The sequence below is a fragment of the Actinomadura xylanilytica genome, from assembly GCF_030283145.1.
GTDB lineage: Bacteria > Actinomycetota > Actinomycetes > Streptosporangiales > Streptosporangiaceae > Spirillospora > Spirillospora xylanilytica.
Genome location: NZ_JASNWE010000003.1, coordinates 73,158 through 89,815, shown reverse-complemented (window position 1 = coordinate 89,815; position 16,658 = coordinate 73,158). Strand labels below are relative to the sequence as shown.

The window sequence follows — 16,658 nt, the reverse complement described above, 5'->3', positions numbered from 1 at the left end:
ATCATGGCGGGACACACCGACAACTCGATCGTCATCAACGCGCCGATGGACCTGCTCTGGGACATGACCAACGACGTCGAGTCCTGGCCCGGCCTGTTCAGCGAGTACGGCTCCGCCGAGATCCTGGAGCGGGACGGCGACACCGTCCGGTTCCGGCTCGCGCTGCACCCGGACGAGAACGGCACGGTCTGGAGCTGGGTGTCCGAGCGCACCCCGGACCCGGCCACCCGCACCGTGCGGGCCCACCGCGTGGAGACCGGCGTCTTCCAGTACATGAACCTGCACTGGGAGTACGAGCAGGTCGACGGCGGCGTGCGGATGCGCTGGACGCAGGACTTCGCGATGAAGCCGGACGCGCCGCTGGACGACGCCGGCATGACCGCGCGCCTCAACCGCAACACCGCGGTCCAGATGGAGCGCATCAAGCGGATCGTCGAGGAGGCCGCGGAGCGCGCCGCCGGCGGCGTCCGCTTCGACCACACCGGCCGCCGCGTGCTGGTCACTGGCGGGACCCGCGGCATCGGCCGGGCGATCACGCTGGCGTTCGCCCGCGCCGGCGCCACCGTTCTGACCTGCCACCGGCAGGACGGTCCGGCCGTGGACAGCCTGGTCAAGGAGCTGGCCGAGACTCCCGGGGAGCACCGGGTCGTCAAGGCCGACATCGGTGTCGAGGCCGACATCGAACGGCTGATCGGCGAGTGCCGCACCCACCTCGGCTCGCTCGACGTGGTGGTCAACAACGCCGGCACGATCAGCCACGTGCCGTTCGAGAAGCTGGACGCGGCCGAGTGGCGGCGCGTCCTGGACGTCAACCTGACCGGCGCCTACCTGGTCGCCCAGAAGGCCCTGCCGCTGCTGACGCCCGGCGCCTCGGTCATCAACGTCGGCTCGCGGGTGGCCACGGTCGGCATCCCGCTGCGCGCCCACTACACCGCGTCCAAGGCGGGCCTCACCGGCCTGACCCGGTCGCTGTGCAAGGAGCTCGGCCCGCTGGGCTACCGGGTCAACCTCGTGGCGCCCGGCCCGGTGGAGACCGAGGAGGCCGTCCCGCCCGAGGTCCGCGAGCGGTACCGCAAGCTCATCGCGCTCGGCCGGCTGGGGCGTCCCGCCGACGTCGCCGGCGCGGTGCTCTTCCTGGCGAGCGACCTCGGCTCGTGGATCAGCGGGGAGACCCTCAACGTCGATGGAGGAATCTGACATGGCCGCGACTTCCGGCATCTTCCGCGTCATGCTGCGGATGAGCATCCACCCGGGCAAAGAGCGGGAGTTCGAGGAGACCTGGTACAAGGTCGGGCACGCGATCACCGAGCACCCCGCCAACCTGCGCCAGTGGCTGTCGCGCTGCGACGACGAGGACGGCGCGTACTACGTCGTCAGCGACTGGGTGAGCGAACCGGGCTTCCGCGAGTTCGAGCGCAGCCCCGAGCATCTGGACCACCGCACCCGGCTGCACCCGTTCCGGGCGTCGGCGTCGATGGTCACCATGCACGTCGTCTACGAGATGACCGGCCGGGCCCTGGCCGGCGGGACACCGGCGCCGTCGGCCTCGCGCTAGCGGTCCGGTCCGGTGGGCGCCGTCGCCGCGGTGAGCCGGAGCCAGGTGTGCAGCAGCCCGTCCGGCAGCGAGGTCCGCGGCCGCCAGCCGAGGACCTCGTGCGCGCGGTGCACGTCGAACCATACGTCGCGGCGGTCGAACCCGCGGGCGGGCAGCCGCTCCACATGCGGCTCCCGCCCGAGCGCCGCGGCGACGCGCCGGGTCAGCTCGTCGAGCGAGACCGGCACGCCGGAACCGATGTTGAACGCCTCCGGCCCGCCCGCCTCGGGCACCCGGTGGACGAGGTGACGGGCGTGCAGGAGGGCCTCGACGACGTCGTCCACGAACACGTAGTCGCGGCGTGCCTCCGGCGGCCCGTAGAGCCGCAGCGGCCGCCCGGCCGCCGCGGCCTCCAGCCAGTGCCCGACGACCCCCTGCATGCTTCCGGTCCGCTGGCCGGGGCCGTAGGCGTTGGCGATCCGCAGCACGATCGGGCGCACCGCGTCGCGCGCGCCGAAGAGCGCCCGTTCGAGCTCCACCTTGGCCCGGCCGTACGCGGAGGCCGGGCCGAGCGGGTCGGTCTCCCGGTACGGCGGGGCCGCCCGCGGGGCGTACACCGCGCCGGCGCTGCTGGTCAGGATGAGCGCCGGACGGTCCCCGGTGCGGCGCAGGGCCGACAGCAGCCCGGTGAAGGCGGCGTGGTCGGCGGCGACGCGCTCGGGGTGCCGCTCGGCCAGGGCCGGGTTGATGGTGCTGGCCAGATAGAAGATCACCCGGGCGGCGCGCAGGGCGGGCGCGGGACGGCCGCCCGTCACCGCCGGGTTCGCGCGGGTGAGGGGCGCCGTGGGGACGCCCGCCATCGTCAGGGCCTCGGTGAGGCGGGCGCCGATGAAGCCGCCCGCTCCGACCACGGCCACCGGCTGCGGTTCCGTGTTCGCGTTCCTGTGAGCAACCACGTCCCGAACGGTCCCAGCGGCGGCTCGACGGCCGCTGTGACCTGGATCGAGGCGCCCGAACGAGGAAGAGGGTGAGTGTGATGCACGTTCTGGTCACCGGCGGAGCCGGGTTCATCGGATCCCGGGTGGCGGCCGCACTGCTGGCCGCGGGCCACCGGGTGCGCGTCCTGGACGCGCTGCTGCCCGAACTGCACTTCGCCGAGCCGCGGCTGCCCGGCGGCGTGGAGTTCGTGCGCGGCGACCTGCGCGATGAGGACGCCGTGCGGCGGGCGCTGCGCGGTGTGGACGCGGTCAGCCACCACGCCGCCATGGTGGGGCGCGGGCGGGAGATCCTGGACGCCCGCCGGTACGCCGACTGCAACGACCTCGGCACCGCGACGCTGCTCGTGGGGATGGTCGAGGCGGGCGTGGAGCGGCTGGCGTACGCCGGCTCGGTGGTGGTCTACGGGGAGGGCCGGTACCGCTGCCCGGACCACGGCCTGGTCCGTCCCGGGCGCCGGACGGTGCCGGACCTGGACGCCGGGCGGTTCGAGCCGCGCTGCGCCGAGTGCGGGCACGAGCTGGCCGCCGAGGCGATCGAGGAGGACGACCCGCTCGCCCCCGCGTACAACATCTACGCGGTCACCAAGCTGGCGCAGGAGAACCTGGTGGCCGCCTGGGCGACCGACACCGGCGGGAGCGCCGCCGCGCTGCGCTACCACAGCGTCTACGGGTCCGGGATGCTCGGCAGCTCCTACACCGGCGTGGCGGGCACCTTCCACCACGCCGTGGTGGAGGGGCGCCCGCCCCGGGTCTTCGAGGACGGGCTGCCCCGCCGCGACTTCGTGCATGTGGCCGACGTGGCGGAGGCCAACGTCGCCGCGCTCCGGCGCGGTGTGCCGGGGTTCCGCGCCTACAACGTCGGCAGCGGGACCCCGCACACCATCCACGACGTCGCCCGCGCCCTGGCCGCCGCGGCCGGCGGGCCCCCGCCCGTCGTGACCGGCGAGTACCGGGTGGCGGACGTGCGGCACATCTTCGCCTCACCGGCCCGGATCATGAGCGAGCTGGGCTGGCGGCCCCGCGTCGGCCTGGAGGCGGGCCTGCGCGAGTTCGCCGCCGACCGCATGCGCGGCGGGGTGGCCCCGGCCGCGACCTGAAACGGGACCCGGGCCGGGGCCTGAGCCCCGACCCGGGCGGCGATCTGAGCCGCGCCCCGGGCGGGGCCCGGGCCGCGGCCGGCTCACCGGTCGGACCGGCGGCAGACGAAGGCCACGAAGAAGCGGGTCGTGTGGACGTCCACGACCTCGTCGAAGACCTCGTGCAGGAGGGGCTCCACCGCCGCCCCGGTCAGTAGCTGCGTCCGGTACGACGCCCAGCGGACACGGCCGCCCGTCGCGCGCATCACGGCCGCGTTGGCCAGGAACAGTGCGGAGCGGCCGAGGTGCTTGCCCGCCCCGTAACGGCCGCGCTGGTAGTCGTGGTAGTTGTCGATGGTCCAGAGGTTGCCGATGAAGGTGCCGCCGGGCTCCACGAACGTCTTCAGCCGTTCCAGGACCTTCCGCACCTGCCCCATGTGGTGGATCGCGTCCACGCAGAGGACCAGCGGCGCGGGCCCGACGCCGTCGAGGGCCCAGAAGTCCCCCTGGCGCAGCGTGAGCCCGGGATGGCCGACCCGGTCGCCCGTGATCTTCAGAGCCTGCTCGGAGATGTCGTTGGCGAGGATCTCCTTCGCCGGTGTGAGGTCGGCGGCCATCGCGGTGAACTCGCCGGTCCCGCAGGCGAACTCCAGCACCCGGGCGGCGTCCCGGCCGTGCTCCTCGATGTACTCGGCGATCTTCTTCTTCTGCGCCCGGAAGTCGTCGCCCAGGACGGGACGGCTCTCCACCTCCTCGCGGTCCCAGAACCGCCTGGCCCAGTAGTCCCGCCCCTCGGGAGCGTGTTCGCCGATCAGCCGGTGACCGGCGCTGACGAAGGTCTCAGCTAGCATGAGCGGCCCTTTCGAAGACGGCGTCGTCACCTCGCCCACGTCCCGCATGCCGCGTGTCGAGGCCAGGGCCGAAGCTTTCGGCATGGCGGTCGAGGTGCCCTGGAAGCCCGATGGACCGGGCGTCGAGCGGGCCTGGATCCGCGGGTGCGAGCCTCCTGCGCGAACCGTTCCCGACGGCGCCGACACGGCGGCCCAGCGCAGCCGCGGCGGGCCGGCGACGAGAGGAGTTGTCCGTGAGCGAAGGCATGGGGCGCCGTGAACTGATCGGGAAGGGCGGCGCGCTGGTGCCCGCGGCGGGCGCGGCGGCGCTGCTGGCCGCGGCGCTGACGCCGGAGCCGGCGTCGGCCGACACCCCGGCGCGTGCCGGCATCCCGCTGCCGGGCACGTGGGCGATCACCGTGACCATCACCGACCTGCCCGGCGTCCCGCCCGAGCCCGGCCTGTTCGCGTTCGGCCGGGACGGCCTGCTCACCGGCACCGGCGGCGCTTCGAAGGTCGTCGGCTTCGGCACCTGGAAGGCCACCGGCGCCACCACGTTCGCGGTGGACTACCGGCACTTCGTCATCTCCGACGACGGCGTGGTGACCGGGACGGTGCGCGTCGAGCAGACCGGCAGGCTGGCGTCGCCGGACAGGCTGACGATGACCGGCAAGGCGGCACAGGTCGACAACGACGGGAACGTGGTGGTCACGCTCACGGCGACGTCGGCGGGCGAGCGCTACGGCTTCGGCCCGGCCGGCCTCGGCGGCTGAGCGTCCGGCGCCGCGCCCGCCCCGGGGCCGCCGGCCAGCCGGCGGCCCCAGCGGCGGTAGTAGCGCGCCCGCACCAGCCGCCGCGGCAGCATCCGCGACATGGCGACCCGCCACCGGTAGTCCAGCCCGGGAACGCAGACCGGGTGCCCGGCGGCGACGGCGGCCAGCGCGTCGCGCGCCACGTCGTCCACGTCGAGCAGCCTGCCGAGCCGTCCCGACTCGCGATGCCCGGCGGAGCGGTGCAGCCGCGTCCCGCCGGTCGACCCGGGGCACAGCGCGGTGACGTGCACGCCGTCCCAGCAGACCTCGCCGTGCAGGCTCTCGCTGAACGAGGTCGCGAACGCCTTGGCCGCCGCGTACGGGGCGCCGCCGGGCGCGGGCAGGAAGCCCATCACCGACGAGACGTTGACGACGCCGCCGTGGCCGCGTTCGAGCATCCCGGGCAGCGCGGCCCGGGTCAGCCGGACCAGCGCGCCGGTGTTCAGGGCCAGGCCGTGCGCCAGCTCGGCGGGATCCCGGCGGGCGAGCGGGCCGATGCCGCCCAGCACCCCGGCCCCGTTGACCAGCAGGTCGACCGGCCGGTCCGGGTCGGCCACCCGCGCGGCGACCCGGTCCAGCCCGGCCGGGTCGGCCAGGTCCGCGGGCAGCGGCTCCACGTCGGCTCCGTGGTCGCGCTCCAGCTCGGCGGCCAGCGCGGCCAGCCGCGTCCCGTCGCGTGCGACCAGGACCAGCGCGCTTCCGCCGGCGGCCAGGCGGCGCGCGAACGCCGCGCCGATGCCGCCCGACGCGCCGGTCACCACGGCGTTGCGGTACTGCGTCATGTCCGCTCCTTCGTCACCAGGCGACCGGCAGGGCCAGCGGGCCCCGGATCATGCCGCCGGTCCGCCACTCCGGCCGGCGTCCGGGCTCGGCGTACCGCAGCCCGGGAAACCGTTCCAGCAGGGTGCTCAGCGCGACCGCCAGTTCCGCCCGCGCCAGCGCGGCGCCCAGGCAGCGGTGGACGCCGTGCCCGAACGCCAGGTGCGGGTTGGGGGCGCGGCGCAGGTCGAGCCGGTCGGGGTCGGTGAACACGGCGGTGTCCCGGTTCGCCGAGGTGATCGCCGGGAGCACCGCCTCGCCGGCGCGGATCCGCGTCCCGCCGAGTTCGAGGTCGCGGGTGGCGACGCGGATCGTCCCGCCGCCGGCGGAGACCGCGACGTAGCGCAGCAGCTCCTCGGCCGCCGCCGGCATCAGCCCCGGGTCGCCGCGCAGCCCGGCGAGCTGCGCGGGATGGTCGAGCAGCGTCTGGACCGACCCCGCGATCAGGCCGGCCGCCGTCTGGTACCCGGCGACGAGCAGGGTGACACCGAGAGCGACGAGCTCCCGCTCGGTGAGCCGGTCCTCGTCCCGCGCGGTCACCAGGGAGCTGAGCAGGTCGTCGCCGGGGTCGGTGCGGCGGGCCGCGACCAGGGCGGCGAAGTACGCGCGCAGCCGCTCGGCGGCGCGCAGCACGGTCCCGGGGTCGGTGCCGGTGGTGCCCAGGTAGTCGTCGGCCCACCCGCGGAACCGGTCGTGGTCGGGTTCCGGGACGCCCAGCAGCGCGCTGATCACCCTGATCGGCAGCGGCCCGGCGAAGCCCGCCACCAGGTCGGCCGGGGGGCCGGCGGCGGCCATGGCGTCCGCCAGCTCCTCGGCGATCGCGCGGATCCGCGGCCGGAACCGCCGCATCCGGTGCGCGGTGAACTCCCCGGCGATCAGCCGCCGCAACCGGGTGTGCTCCGGCGGGTCCATCGTGGTGATCGAGCCGGCCTCCAGCGCGATGCCGCGCACCCGCGGCGCGCCCTCGCGGGCGGCGGCGGCCCGGCTCAGCCGCGCGTCCGCCAGCAGCCGATGGTTGTCGGCGTAGCTGCTGGCCAGCCAGGCCGGCCGCCCGTCGGGCAGCCGGACGCGCGCGACGGGCCGGTGTTCCCGCAGCCGCGCGTACTCCCGCGCCGGATCGGGGCCCGGGGGCACCCGCGGCGGGAAACGCAGTTCCTCCTCGTCGGCCATGTCCGCGTCGGCCATGTCAGCTCCCTGGCTCGGTTGCTACCGGGACCGGCATCGTCGGCCTCCCGGTTCGAGGGCCGCTCGACGCCGGCCCGCGCACCGGCCTCGATCACGGCTCGAGGAGGACGCCCGAAGGTGGCCGTGTGCGGACGCCGCCGGCGCCCGCCGCAAGCGAGCCGACCGGAGGGAGCACCCGTGCTGGACAACGCGCTCGGTGTCGTAGCGCTCTCGGGAAGCGGCATCACCGCGGGTGTGCTGCTCGCCGTGGCCGTCAGCGTCGTTCCCACGCTGCGGGCGGTGCCCCCGCCCCTCTACGTGCGCATCCACCAGCTGCTCGGACGCAACTGGGACCCCACCATGCCGGTGATCGTGCTGACCTCGGCGGTGACGAGCCTCGTGCTGGCCCTGATCGCCGACAGCGGCGCGGCGCGGGTGCTGTTCCTGGCCGGCACGGTGCTGCTGGTCGCGGTCTCGGGCGTCTCCCATCTGCTGAACGTCCCGCTGAATCGCCAGGTCAAGAGCCTGGACCCGGACGCGCCCCTGCCGGAGGACTGGCGGGACCCGCGCGCCGAGTGGCGGCGCTGGCACCTGCTGCGCACCGTCCTGGCGATCGCGGCCGTGCTGGTGAACGCGACGGCCGCGGTGATCTGAGGAGAGACCGTGAACACAGGACTGCGAGACAGACGGACCCTGGTGACCGGCGGCACCCGCGGGGTGGGACGCGAGGTCGCCCTGGCGGTAGCGCGGGCGGGCGGACGCGTCGTCGCCGGTTACCACCGGGACGAGACCGCGGCCAAGGAGCTGGCGGCCGAACTGGAGGGCATCGGCGGCGGGCACCGCGTCGTGCGCGCCGACGTGACCACCGAGGCCGGCGCCGGGCTGCTGGCCGCCCGGTGCCGCGACACCCTCGGCGGCCTGGACGTGCTCGTCAACAACCTGGGCGTGGACGCTTCCGCCGAGCTGGCCGAGCTCGGGCACAGCGAGTGGGGACGGGTGCTCGACGCCAACCTCACCTCGATGTACCTGGTCACCCGGGCCGCGCTGGGGCTGCTGGCGGACGGCGCGTCGATCGTCAACGTCGGCAGCTCGCTGGCGCAGCGCGGCGCCCCCGGCCGCGCGCACTACGCCGCGTCCAAGGCGGGCGTGCTCGGGCTGAGCAGCTCGCTGAGCAAGGAACTGGGGCCGCGCGGCATCCGCGTCAACACGGTGCTGCCCGGCTTCGTCGACAAGCGGGACGGCGGCGGGCCGCCGCCCCAGATCCGGGAACGGCTCGCCGGGATGACCGCGCTCCGCAGGCTGGCCCGCCCCGAGGACGTCGCCGGCGTCGTGCTGTTCCTGGCGGGCGACCTGTCAAGGGCCGTGACCGGGGCGGTCATCCCGGCCGACTGCGGTGTCTGACCATGCCGGACAAGGAGATCTCATGAGCGACGACGACGGCGGCGGGCGGATCCTCGGATTCCTCGGGCTGGGCGTGATGGGCACGGGAATGGCCACCCGCCTGGTCGAGGCGGGCTACGGGGTGCGCGTCTACAACCGGACGGCGGCCAAGGCGGCACCGGTGGTCGAGGCGGGGGCACGGGCGGCGGAGACGGCCGTCGAGGCGGTGGACGGGGCCGGTGTGGTGGTCGTCAGCCTCGCCGACGAGCCCGCGGTCGAGAAGGTGCTCTTCGGCGACGCGGCGCCCGGACTCGCCGAGGGCGCCCTCGTCATCGACACCTCCACGGTCTCGCCGGACTTCGCCCGCGAGGCCGCGCGCCGGCTGGCCGCCCTGGGCGTCCGCCGCGTCGAGGCGTGCGTCTTCGGCAACCCGCTCCAGGCCCGGTCCGGGGAGCTGCGCGTGCTGACCGCAGGGGACCGGGCGGACGTGGACGCGGCGCGCGACGTGCTGGAGGCGGTCGGCAAGGACATCCGGCACTTCGGGCCGCCCGGCTCGGCCGCCACGATGAAGCTCGTCCTCAACATGCTCATCGGGACGGAGATCGCCGCCCTGGCCGAGGCCGCCGAGCTGGGCCGCGGCGCCGGGCTGGACCGCGACGCCGTCCTGGACTGCGTGGCCTCCAGCGGGGTCGCGTCCATGGTGATGGCGTTCCGTGCGGCGATCATGCGGGAGCGCCGGTACGAACCCGCCGCCTTCCGCACCAGCCTGATGGCCAAGGACCTGCGGCACGCCGTCGAGCTGGCCGGCGCCGCCGGCGGCGGGCTGCCGCTGGCCGAGCGGGCGCTGGAGATCGTGACGCGGGCCGTCGACCGCGGCGACGGCGATAAGGACCTGGCCGTTCTCGCCGAGCACGCACACAACTCACGACAGGGGTGACGCATGACCGACACCAGCACCGCGGTGCCGCCGCGGGACGAGGACGACCGCGCCGGCCGCGCCGACCATGCCGACCATGCCGACCGCGACGCCTTCGACGTCCTGGCCGCGCTTCCCGCCCGGCACCGGCTGATGATGCTGACGATGGGCCGGGTCGTCGCGCCGGTGGTCTGGGCGCTCACCGAGCTGGGCGTCCCCGACCGGCTCGCGGACGGCCCGCTCCCGGTCGGCGAGCTGGCCCGGGGCACCGGAACCCACGAGCCCACCCTGCTGCGGCTGCTGCGCAGCGCGGCGTCCTTCGGGGTGTTCGCCGAGGAGCCCGACGGCCGGTTCCGGCTGACCCCGATGTCGCGGTTCCTGCGCGCCGACGCCGAGCAGAGCGTCCGCGACCTGGTGCTGATGAACGGCACCGAGCTGTTCTGGCGGCCCTACGAGGCCATCCTGCACACCGCGCGCACCGGCCGGCCCGCGTTCGACCACGTCTTCGGGACGTCCCTCTTCGAGTACCTGGAGGACCGGCCCGACCTGGCCGGCCTCTTCCACCGCGCGATGACCGCGGCCAGCCGGCGGGGCTCGGCCGCGGTCGCCGCGGTCCTCGACCTGCCCCCGGGGGCCCGGGTCGCCGACGTCGGCGGCGGCCAGGGCTACCTGCTGGCCGAGGTGCTGCGCCGGCACCCCGGCTGCCGGGGGCTGCTCTTCGACCGTCCGGCGGCCGTCGAGGACGCCCGTGACTTCCTGGCCGGACGGGATCTGGCCGACCGCACCGAGTGCGTCGCCGGCGACTTCTTCACCGAGGTCCCCGGCGGCTGCGACGCCTACCTGCTCAAGCACGTGCTGCACGACTGGGACGACGACGACGCCGTCCGCATCCTGCGCAGCGTGCGGCGGGCCGCCGGCGACGACGGCCGGGTGCACGTGATCGAGATGGTCACCGGGGAGCTCAACACGCTGGACGTCGTGCGGCTGCTGGACATCGACATGCTCGTCTCCGCCGGCGGCCGGGAGCGTTCGGCCGGGGAGTACCAGCGGCTCGCCGCCGCGGCGGGCCTGCGGCTCACCGGGCGGCGCGCCGCCGCCGGAACGACCGTCCTGGAGTTCCGCGCCGAGGTCAGCGCGGGCTGAGGTCCCGACCCCGCCGCCCCCGGTCGCCGAGCGCCTCCATCGCCTCGACCAGGGCGGCGGGGGCGGGCAGCCCGGCCACCTCGTCCCCGATCGCCCGCGCCGCCCGCGCGTAGCCGGTGCCCTCCAGCAGGGCGCCGGCTTCCGCGCGGACGCGGTCGACGGTGGTCTCGGCCAGCGGCAGGGAGCGCCCCGCGCCGCTCGCGGCGACCTGCCGCGCGTTGACCGGCTCGTCGGCGAACGAGGGCACGACCAGCTGCGGCACCCCCAGCACCGCGGCGGTGATCGTGGTGCCGGCGCCGCCCTGGTGCACGATCGCGTCGCAGGCGGGCAGCGACAGGTTGAGCGGCACCGACTCCAGCACCGGCGTGCCGGCCGGCAGCTCGCCGATCAGGTGCCGGTGGCCCGCGCCGATCGCGACCAGGATGTCGACGTCCAGGTCGCAGAGCGCCTCGACCGCGCAGCGCACCGGGTCCAGGTGACCGGTCTGCTTGACGAACGTCGTCCCCCACGTCACGCACACGCGCGGCTTCCCGCGCGGACCGGCGGGCAGGTCCGGGACGATGCCCGAGCCGTTGAACGGCACGTACCGCATCATCGTGCGGTTGGGCGCCTCGGCCAGCTGTAGGCGGGGCGGGCACACGTCGAGGGTGACCGTGCCCAGATGGTCGGCGTCCGGTACGCCGTGCCGTTCCAGCAGAGGGGCCAGCGCGGGCGACTCGATGTCCCAGCGCTCGCAGGTGTAGTCGGTGCCCCACAGGTGGCGCACCAGCGGCAGGCCGAGGACCTCCGCCGCCACCAGCCCGGCGTAGGCGCGCGGCTCGTACACGACGACGTCGGGCCGCCAGCGCCGCGCGAACCCGATGACATCGCCGGCCATCGCCTCGGCCACGGCCGCGAACATCCGCATACCGCGGGCGGACCGTGCCTCCTCGCTGCTGCGCCAGCCCGGGTCGGTCTCGCCGTCCTGGTACCAGACCGCACTGAGGTCGACGTCGACGCCCGCCTTCACCGCCGGCAGCCCGGTGCCCCGCACCGCGTTCAGGTAGGAGGGCTGGGAGGCGACGGCGACCTCGTGGCCCGCGGCGCGTAGCGCCCAGGCCAGCGGGACCATCGGGAAGAAGTGGGAGGGGGCGGGGAAGGTGGTGAAGAGAACGCGCATGACGGATTCCTTGCTCTCGGCTGGAGGGCCTCACGGCGTGGCACGCCGTGGACGTGCGGGCTCAGGAGCCGACGTGGAAGAGGTCGGCGAGCGCGCCCGCGGCCAGGTCCGCCGCTTCCGCGGTGGGACGGCCCGGACTGCGCCAGGAGACGAACCCGTCGGGCCGGACGAGAACGGCCCCGTCCGGGGGCATCTGGTGGCCTTCGCCCCACACGTCACCGGGATCGTGCAGGTCGTCGCCGAACCGGCGGACGTCCAGGGGAACGCCGAGCCGGTCCGCCGCCGTGCGCGCGCTCGCGGACCACACGCCGCCCTCGGGTCCCGCGACGAGCACGGGACGGCCGCGGTAGAGGTCGAGTGTGGAGATCCTCCGGCCGTCCCGCCGGATCCACGCGTGCGGGGCACGGGTGCCGACCTGCCCGGTCAGCCGCTCGGGCGGGAACGCCTCCGGGCCGGCGGCGTCGCCGCCGTACCGGTAGCCGAAGACGGCCGCGTAGTAGGGGGCGGCGACCTCGCCCGTGCCGAGCACGTCGCGTCCGGTCCGGTCCCGCATCTGGAGCAGGGCCTGGCGCAGGGTGAAGGCGGCCACCGGCCTGCGCTCGGCTTCGTAGCCGTCCAGGATCCCGGGACCGGCGTGCCCGTTCAGCACGGCGGCCAGCTTCCAGGCAAGGTTGTGGGCGTCCTGGATGCCCGTGCCGGAGCCGAGCGCCCCCACCGGCGGCATCGCGTGCGCGGCGTCGCCGGCCAGGAACACCCGCCCGTCGCGGAACCGCTCGGCGACGACGGCGCCGATCCGGTAGTGCAGAAGCCGCGTGCCGTCCTGGAGCTGCGGGACGATGCGCGGCTCCAGGTTCGGGTCGCCCACCGCCTTGCGGATCATGTCGGCCGCCTCGGCCACGTCCACGCGGGTGACCGGGACGCTGAACACCCACCGGCCGGCGCCGTCGTGCGGGACGATCACCGTGCCGGGCACCGGCCGGTCCACGTGGCACACCGCGATGCGGCGGTCGCCCACGTGCCGCGACAGGTCCGCCTCGAACGCCAGCGTCACGGTGTCGCCGAGCGTGCCCGGTCCCTCGCCCGGGATGCCCAGCCGCTCGCGCACCGGGCTGTCGGCGCCGTCCGCGGCGATCAGGTATTCGGCCGCCACGGTGCGCTCGGCGCCGGTGTCCTGGTCCACGACCAGCGCGCGCACGCCGCCCGCGTCCTGCTCGAAGGACGTCAGCGCCGTGCCGAGGCACAGCCGCGCGCTGAGCCCGGCGGCGCGCTCGCGCAACAGCGCCTCCAGCCGGTCCTGGTCGACCGGAACCCACGGGCACGGGCTGAACTCGGCGGGGTCCTCCGCGGGCTCGCCGCCCAGCCTGCCGCGCTCCGGGCCGGCGAGGGTCTCCGCCGTGATCATCAGCGCGCCGGTGTTGACGTTGCGCCGGTCCAGCACGTCCGCGGCGAGGCCCGCCTGGCGGAACAGCTCCTGGGTGCGCGGGTTGACGGTGCGGGCCCGGGGATGCACCAGGATGCCGCGGTGCCGCTCGACCACGGTGACCGGGACGCCGAGCCGGCGCAGGAACACCGCCGCGGACAGGCCCGTCAGCCCGCCCCCGACGACCAGCACGGGAACGGTCTCGTCAGCGGACATGGCACCTCCCGGAGCACGTCTGGACCTCGCCGACGTACACGTCCTGCGGATCGCCGGCCCGCTCGCCGCTCATCACGAACGCCGACACGAACCCGCGCGGCGTGTGCGCCAGCCCGGTGTAGCTCCCGAGGAACGGGCCGTCGAACCAGCGGAACGCCTTGTCCAGGTCGAACGGCCCGCCCAGCCGCCGTTCCCGGAAGCCCTCGCCGCGGACGCAGCCGGGCCCGCCGCAGGTCGCCATCCAGTGGGTGGTGGAGGCGCCCGCCGCGGCCGTGTCGTCGCGCAGGTCGTAGTAGGTGATGGCGAGGGTGCCGTCCGGGGCGGCGTCGATCTGCGGGGTGAACGCCTGCCCGGTGCCGCCGGGCGGCGAGTCGGGCGTGCCGTTCACCCGCCGCGGGCGCGCCCAGGTCCGCCCGCCGTCGGACGAGGCGGTCAGCGCGACCGCGCTGCGGCTCCCGCTGAGCCGCGCGTCGTTCCACACCATGTACACGCGGCCCCTGGCGTCCACGGTCACGTCGGGGACCAGCGAGGCGCCGACGATCGGCGTGGTCGTCCCGGGCAGCACCGGGACGCCGAGGTCGGTCGCCGCGATCGTCGAGGGCGCCGACCAGGTCGTGCCGCCGTCGGTGGAGCGCATGACGCGCAGCAGTTCGGGCCCGTCCCCGGCGGCGGCGGTCGCGGCCGACGCCCCGCCGGGCGCGAACGGGCCCTCGTGGAACAGGTCGAGCAGGGTGCCGTCCGGCAGCACGACGATCTGGTTGCCGATCGTCCCGTCGCCCGCGGGCGGCCGGTGGATCGCGCGGGCGGGCTCCCACGTCCGGCCGCCGTCGGACGTGCGGCTGAACAGCAGCTCGTGCGTCTGGTCCGTGGTGTTGTGGCGGTTCCACACCAGGTATGCCCGGCGCGGGTGGCGGGGGTCGACGGTGAGCGCCGGCTTGTCGTGGAAGTACCCGGCCATCGGGTCGGCGTCGACCTCCACCGGGGCGTTCCAGCTCTGCCCGCCGTCGCCGGAGGTGAGGACGGCGACGCCGGTGGTCAGCGGGGCGAGCCCGGCGGCCATCACGGCCGCGTAGAGCCGCCCGTCCGGGCCGAAGGTCAGCCAGGGGTTGGCGATGCGGCCGTACGGGCCGCCCGAGCAGAGTGTGATGGGCGGTGACACCTGACGCCACGACCGGCCGCCGTCGGCGGTCACCGTCGTCACCATGCCGCGTGCGCTGCCGTACGCCCACCGGTCCTGCTGCCAGCCGACGACCCGGCGGCGCGGGTCGGCGGGGTCGATCGCCAGCGTCGGCTCGGCCTCGACGCCCACCGTGTAGGTGTCGCCGGGGAACGTGTCCGCCGTGCACGAGGCGAAGGGGCTGGCCCCTGAGACCCGGGCGGGCGGCGCCGGGGCGGACGCCGATGCCGGGGCCGTCACCGCCGGTGCGCCCAGGAGCGGAACCGCCAGGAGCGCGGCGGACAGGGGTCGGAATCTGTGTCGCATCATCGGGGACCTCGCGTCGTCGTGACCCGGCAGGGCTCGGGACCGTCGCCGTCCGGCGGCGGAAGGTCAGGCCGACGGTAGGGGGCCCGGCTGGAAGATCACTCGAATCCGCGGCGGTGCCGCGCGGCGTGGCACCGCGCCGATTCGAGCGTCCGACGACCCGCCGGTTTCACAATCCGTCCCATGAGCGGCCTGATGGAGACCGAGGTACTGATCGTGGGGGCGGGGCCGGTGGGCCTCACCGTGGCGGTGGAGCTGGCCCGGCGCGGTGTGCCCTGCCGGGTGGTGGAGGAACGCTCCGCCCCCCGCGAGAGCACCCGCGGTTGCACCGTGTACCAGCGCACCCTGGAGGTCTTCGACGCCATGGGCCTGCCGGTGGACGACTACGTCGCCGAGGGGGCCCGGATGGCGCACCGCGTCTACCACCTCTTCGGCGAGCGGATCGGCACGGTCGACATGGCCGAGCCGGGCAGCGCCCGTCCCTACCCGCTGGTCGTCGGGCAGAACGTCACCGAGCGGTATCTGGAGCGGCGGCTGGCGGACCTGGGCGTGCTGGTGCAGCGCGGCACGTCCGCCGGCGCGGTGACCCAGGAGAACGACGGCGTCACCGTCACCCTGCACCACGAGGGGGGACGGCGGTCGGTCATCCGGGCGGCCTGGCTGGTGGCCGCGCAGGGGGCGGCCAGCGGCGTCCGCGACTCGCTCGGCGTGGCGTGGCGGGAGTGGCGCCGGTTCACCGGCCTGCAGATGCTTCAGATCGACGCGCGGGTGCGGCTGCCGTTCGGCCTGGCGCCGGACGAGGCGCACCTGTTCTTCGGCGCCGGCGGGCACGTGGGCTGCGTGCCGCTGCCGGACGGGCGGCATCGGGTGTTCGTCGTCCGGCGAAGTGCCGGGGGGCCCGACGAGCGCGGCGATCCCCGGCCCGCCGAGATCGCCGCGGCCATGGAGCGGCTCTGCGGTGTCGGCGAGGTCGGTCTGAGCGAGGGGAGCTTCGCCTGGCGGGTGCGGTTGCAGAACCGGTTCGCCGAGCGGATGCGCGTCGGGCGGGTGCTGCTGGCGGGCGATTCGGCGCGGGTGTTCGCCCCGGTGCACGCGCAGGGCATGAACACCGGCGTCCAGGACGCCTTCAACCTGGGCTGGAAGCTGGCGGCCGTGGCCGGGGAGGGCGCCCCCGAGGCGCTGCTGGACAGCTACGAGGCCGAGCGGCGTCCCGTCGCCGAGGAGCTGCTGGCGCGTACCGAGCGCTCCCTGGACTTCGGCGTCCAGGAGTCGCCCGGCCGCGACCCCCTGCTCGCCGCGATCGCGGTGAACCGCCCGAAGCGCACCCAACTCGCCATCGACTACCCGGATTCCCCGCTCACCCGCGACCTGCTCGGCGAGGCGGCCGGCTCCCGCGCGGGCCGGCGGGCCCCGGGCCGGTGGGACGGCCGCTGGACGCTGCTCGTGCTCCCCGGCCCGCGCCCGGACCGGTGGGGGATCGGCCGGCTCATGACCGGCCTGGACTCGCGGGTGGACGTCATCGTCGACGTCGACGGTGAGGCGTCGTCGGCGATGAACGCGGCGCCGGACGCCCCCGCCATCCATCTCATCCGGCCCGACGGTCACATCGGCCTGCGCGGCGGCCTCGAACACGGCCCGCAGGTGGCCGCCTACCTCGACACCGTTCTCGGCCCCGTCCCGCCCCGAACTCGATCCACGGCCTAGGAGA

Annotated in this window: 16 protein-coding genes; 9 read left to right on the top strand and 7 right to left on the bottom strand. The window is 75.4% G+C overall.

The genetic code is table 11. The features are described from left to right. Positions 1–3: 3 nt before the first annotated feature. Both QP090_RS37670 and QP090_RS18390 read left to right on the top strand, forming a co-directional pair. Positions 4–1,197, top strand: a complete 1,194-nt coding sequence (locus tag QP090_RS37670) for an SDR family oxidoreductase (protein WP_432763056.1) — start codon at positions 4–6, stop codon at positions 1,195–1,197. Between the two features lies 1 nt (position 1,198). Further along, a complete protein-coding gene (locus QP090_RS18390) occupies positions 1,199–1,555 on the top strand; it encodes an antibiotic biosynthesis monooxygenase family protein (RefSeq protein WP_285940205.1) in 357 nt (118 codons plus the stop codon). On the opposite strand, the gene QP090_RS18385 is transcribed toward QP090_RS18390, so the two are convergent. Beyond that, the gene (locus QP090_RS18385; RefSeq protein ID WP_285940204.1) at positions 1,552–2,451 is read right to left on the bottom strand and encodes an NAD-dependent epimerase/dehydratase family protein; all 900 of its coding nucleotides are present in this window, start codon (positions 2,449–2,451) and stop codon (positions 1,552–1,554) included. The two genes, QP090_RS18390 and QP090_RS18385, sit on opposite strands and share 4 nt — an antisense overlap. Before the next feature lie 119 nt (positions 2,452–2,570). On the opposite strand from QP090_RS18385, the gene QP090_RS18380 reads away from it, so the two are divergent. Continuing rightward, a complete protein-coding gene (locus QP090_RS18380; RefSeq protein ID WP_285940203.1) occupies positions 2,571–3,629 on the top strand; it encodes an NAD-dependent epimerase/dehydratase family protein in 1,059 nt (352 codons plus the stop codon). An 83-nt stretch (positions 3,630–3,712) separates the two neighbouring features. On the opposite strand, the gene QP090_RS18375 is transcribed toward QP090_RS18380, so the two are convergent. Continuing rightward, positions 3,713–4,459 (bottom strand): class I SAM-dependent methyltransferase, encoded by a 747-nt coding sequence (locus QP090_RS18375; RefSeq protein ID WP_285940202.1) that lies wholly within the window; start codon positions 4,457–4,459, stop codon positions 3,713–3,715. 233 nt (positions 4,460–4,692) lie between these two features. Between QP090_RS18375 and QP090_RS18370 the strand changes: the two genes are divergently transcribed. Further along, entirely contained in the window at positions 4,693–5,211 is a 519-nt protein-coding gene (locus tag QP090_RS18370; RefSeq protein WP_285940201.1) for a hypothetical protein, read from the top strand. Here the strand turns inward: QP090_RS18370 and QP090_RS18365 are convergent. Further along, complete coding sequence (locus QP090_RS18365) at positions 5,178–6,032, bottom strand: SDR family NAD(P)-dependent oxidoreductase (RefSeq protein WP_285940200.1); 855 nt, start codon at positions 6,030–6,032, stop codon at positions 5,178–5,180. The genes QP090_RS18370 and QP090_RS18365 overlap by 34 nt on opposite strands. Before the next feature lie 13 nt (positions 6,033–6,045). Next, complete coding sequence (locus QP090_RS18360; RefSeq protein ID WP_285940199.1) at positions 6,046–7,254, bottom strand: cytochrome P450; 1,209 nt, start codon at positions 7,252–7,254, stop codon at positions 6,046–6,048. Positions 7,255–7,431: 177 nt separating this feature from the next. On the opposite strand from QP090_RS18360, the gene QP090_RS18355 reads away from it, so the two are divergent. From QP090_RS18355 to QP090_RS18340, 4 genes are read left to right on the top strand one after another with little or no spacing between them, the layout of a single operon-like run. Next, the gene (locus tag QP090_RS18355; protein WP_285940198.1) at positions 7,432–7,887 is read left to right on the top strand and encodes an anthrone oxygenase family protein; all 456 of its coding nucleotides are present in this window, start codon (positions 7,432–7,434) and stop codon (positions 7,885–7,887) included. A gap of 9 nt (positions 7,888–7,896) precedes the next feature. Then, positions 7,897–8,634, top strand: a complete 738-nt coding sequence (locus QP090_RS18350; RefSeq protein WP_285940197.1) for an SDR family NAD(P)-dependent oxidoreductase — start codon at positions 7,897–7,899, stop codon at positions 8,632–8,634. Positions 8,635–8,656: 22 nt separating this feature from the next. Beyond that, entirely contained in the window at positions 8,657–9,550 is an 894-nt protein-coding gene (locus QP090_RS18345; RefSeq protein ID WP_285940196.1) for an NAD(P)-dependent oxidoreductase, read from the top strand. 3 nt (positions 9,551–9,553) lie between these two features. Further along, positions 9,554–10,672, top strand: coding sequence for a methyltransferase (locus QP090_RS18340; RefSeq protein WP_285940195.1), 1,119 nt, complete (start codon positions 9,554–9,556; stop codon positions 10,670–10,672). On the opposite strand, the gene QP090_RS18335 is transcribed toward QP090_RS18340, so the two are convergent. The 3 genes from QP090_RS18335 to QP090_RS18325 form a co-directional block, all read right to left on the bottom strand. Further along, positions 10,659–11,831, bottom strand: a complete 1,173-nt coding sequence (locus tag QP090_RS18335; RefSeq protein ID WP_285940194.1) for a nucleotide disphospho-sugar-binding domain-containing protein — start codon at positions 11,829–11,831, stop codon at positions 10,659–10,661. The genes QP090_RS18340 and QP090_RS18335 overlap by 14 nt on opposite strands. 61 nt (positions 11,832–11,892) lie before the next feature. Continuing rightward, complete coding sequence (locus tag QP090_RS18330; protein ID WP_285940193.1) at positions 11,893–13,467, bottom strand: FAD-dependent monooxygenase; 1,575 nt, start codon at positions 13,465–13,467, stop codon at positions 11,893–11,895. Beyond that, complete coding sequence (locus tag QP090_RS18325; RefSeq protein ID WP_285940192.1) at positions 13,457–14,884, bottom strand: sialidase family protein; 1,428 nt, start codon at positions 14,882–14,884, stop codon at positions 13,457–13,459. The genes QP090_RS18330 and QP090_RS18325 overlap by 11 nt, the downstream gene beginning before the upstream one ends. 249 nt (positions 14,885–15,133) lie before the next feature. On the opposite strand from QP090_RS18325, the gene QP090_RS18320 reads away from it, so the two are divergent. Continuing rightward, positions 15,134–16,654, top strand: coding sequence for an FAD-dependent monooxygenase (locus tag QP090_RS18320; protein ID WP_285940191.1), 1,521 nt, complete (start codon positions 15,134–15,136; stop codon positions 16,652–16,654). Positions 16,655–16,658: the final 4 nt, after the last annotated feature.

What these genes read in the sequence shown, in the direction of transcription:
- QP090_RS37670 (WP_432763056.1), top strand. Translation starts at nt 4, where the DNA reads ATGGCGGGACACACCGACAACTCGATCGTCATCAACGCGCCGATGGAC.
- QP090_RS18390 (WP_285940205.1), top strand. Translation starts at nt 1,199, where the DNA reads ATGGCCGCGACTTCCGGCATCTTCCGCGTCATGCTGCGGATGAGCATC.
- QP090_RS18380 (WP_285940203.1), top strand. Translation starts at nt 2,571, where the DNA reads ATGCACGTTCTGGTCACCGGCGGAGCCGGGTTCATCGGATCCCGGGTG.
- QP090_RS18375 (WP_285940202.1), bottom strand. Translation starts at nt 4,459, where the DNA reads ATGCTAGCTGAGACCTTCGTCAGCGCCGGTCACCGGCTGATCGGCGAA.
- QP090_RS18365 (WP_285940200.1), bottom strand. Translation starts at nt 6,032, where the DNA reads ATGACGCAGTACCGCAACGCCGTGGTGACCGGCGCGTCGGGCGGCATC.
- QP090_RS18360 (WP_285940199.1), bottom strand. Translation starts at nt 7,254, where the DNA reads ATGGCCGACGCGGACATGGCCGACGAGGAGGAACTGCGTTTCCCGCCG.
- QP090_RS18345 (WP_285940196.1), top strand. Translation starts at nt 8,657, where the DNA reads ATGAGCGACGACGACGGCGGCGGGCGGATCCTCGGATTCCTCGGGCTG.
- QP090_RS18340 (WP_285940195.1), top strand. Translation starts at nt 9,554, where the DNA reads ATGACCGACACCAGCACCGCGGTGCCGCCGCGGGACGAGGACGACCGC.
- QP090_RS18335 (WP_285940194.1), bottom strand. Translation starts at nt 11,831, where the DNA reads ATGCGCGTTCTCTTCACCACCTTCCCCGCCCCCTCCCACTTCTTCCCG.
- QP090_RS18330 (WP_285940193.1), bottom strand. Translation starts at nt 13,467, where the DNA reads ATGTCCGCTGACGAGACCGTTCCCGTGCTGGTCGTCGGGGGCGGGCTG.
- QP090_RS18320 (WP_285940191.1), top strand. Translation starts at nt 15,134, where the DNA reads ATGAGCGGCCTGATGGAGACCGAGGTACTGATCGTGGGGGCGGGGCCG.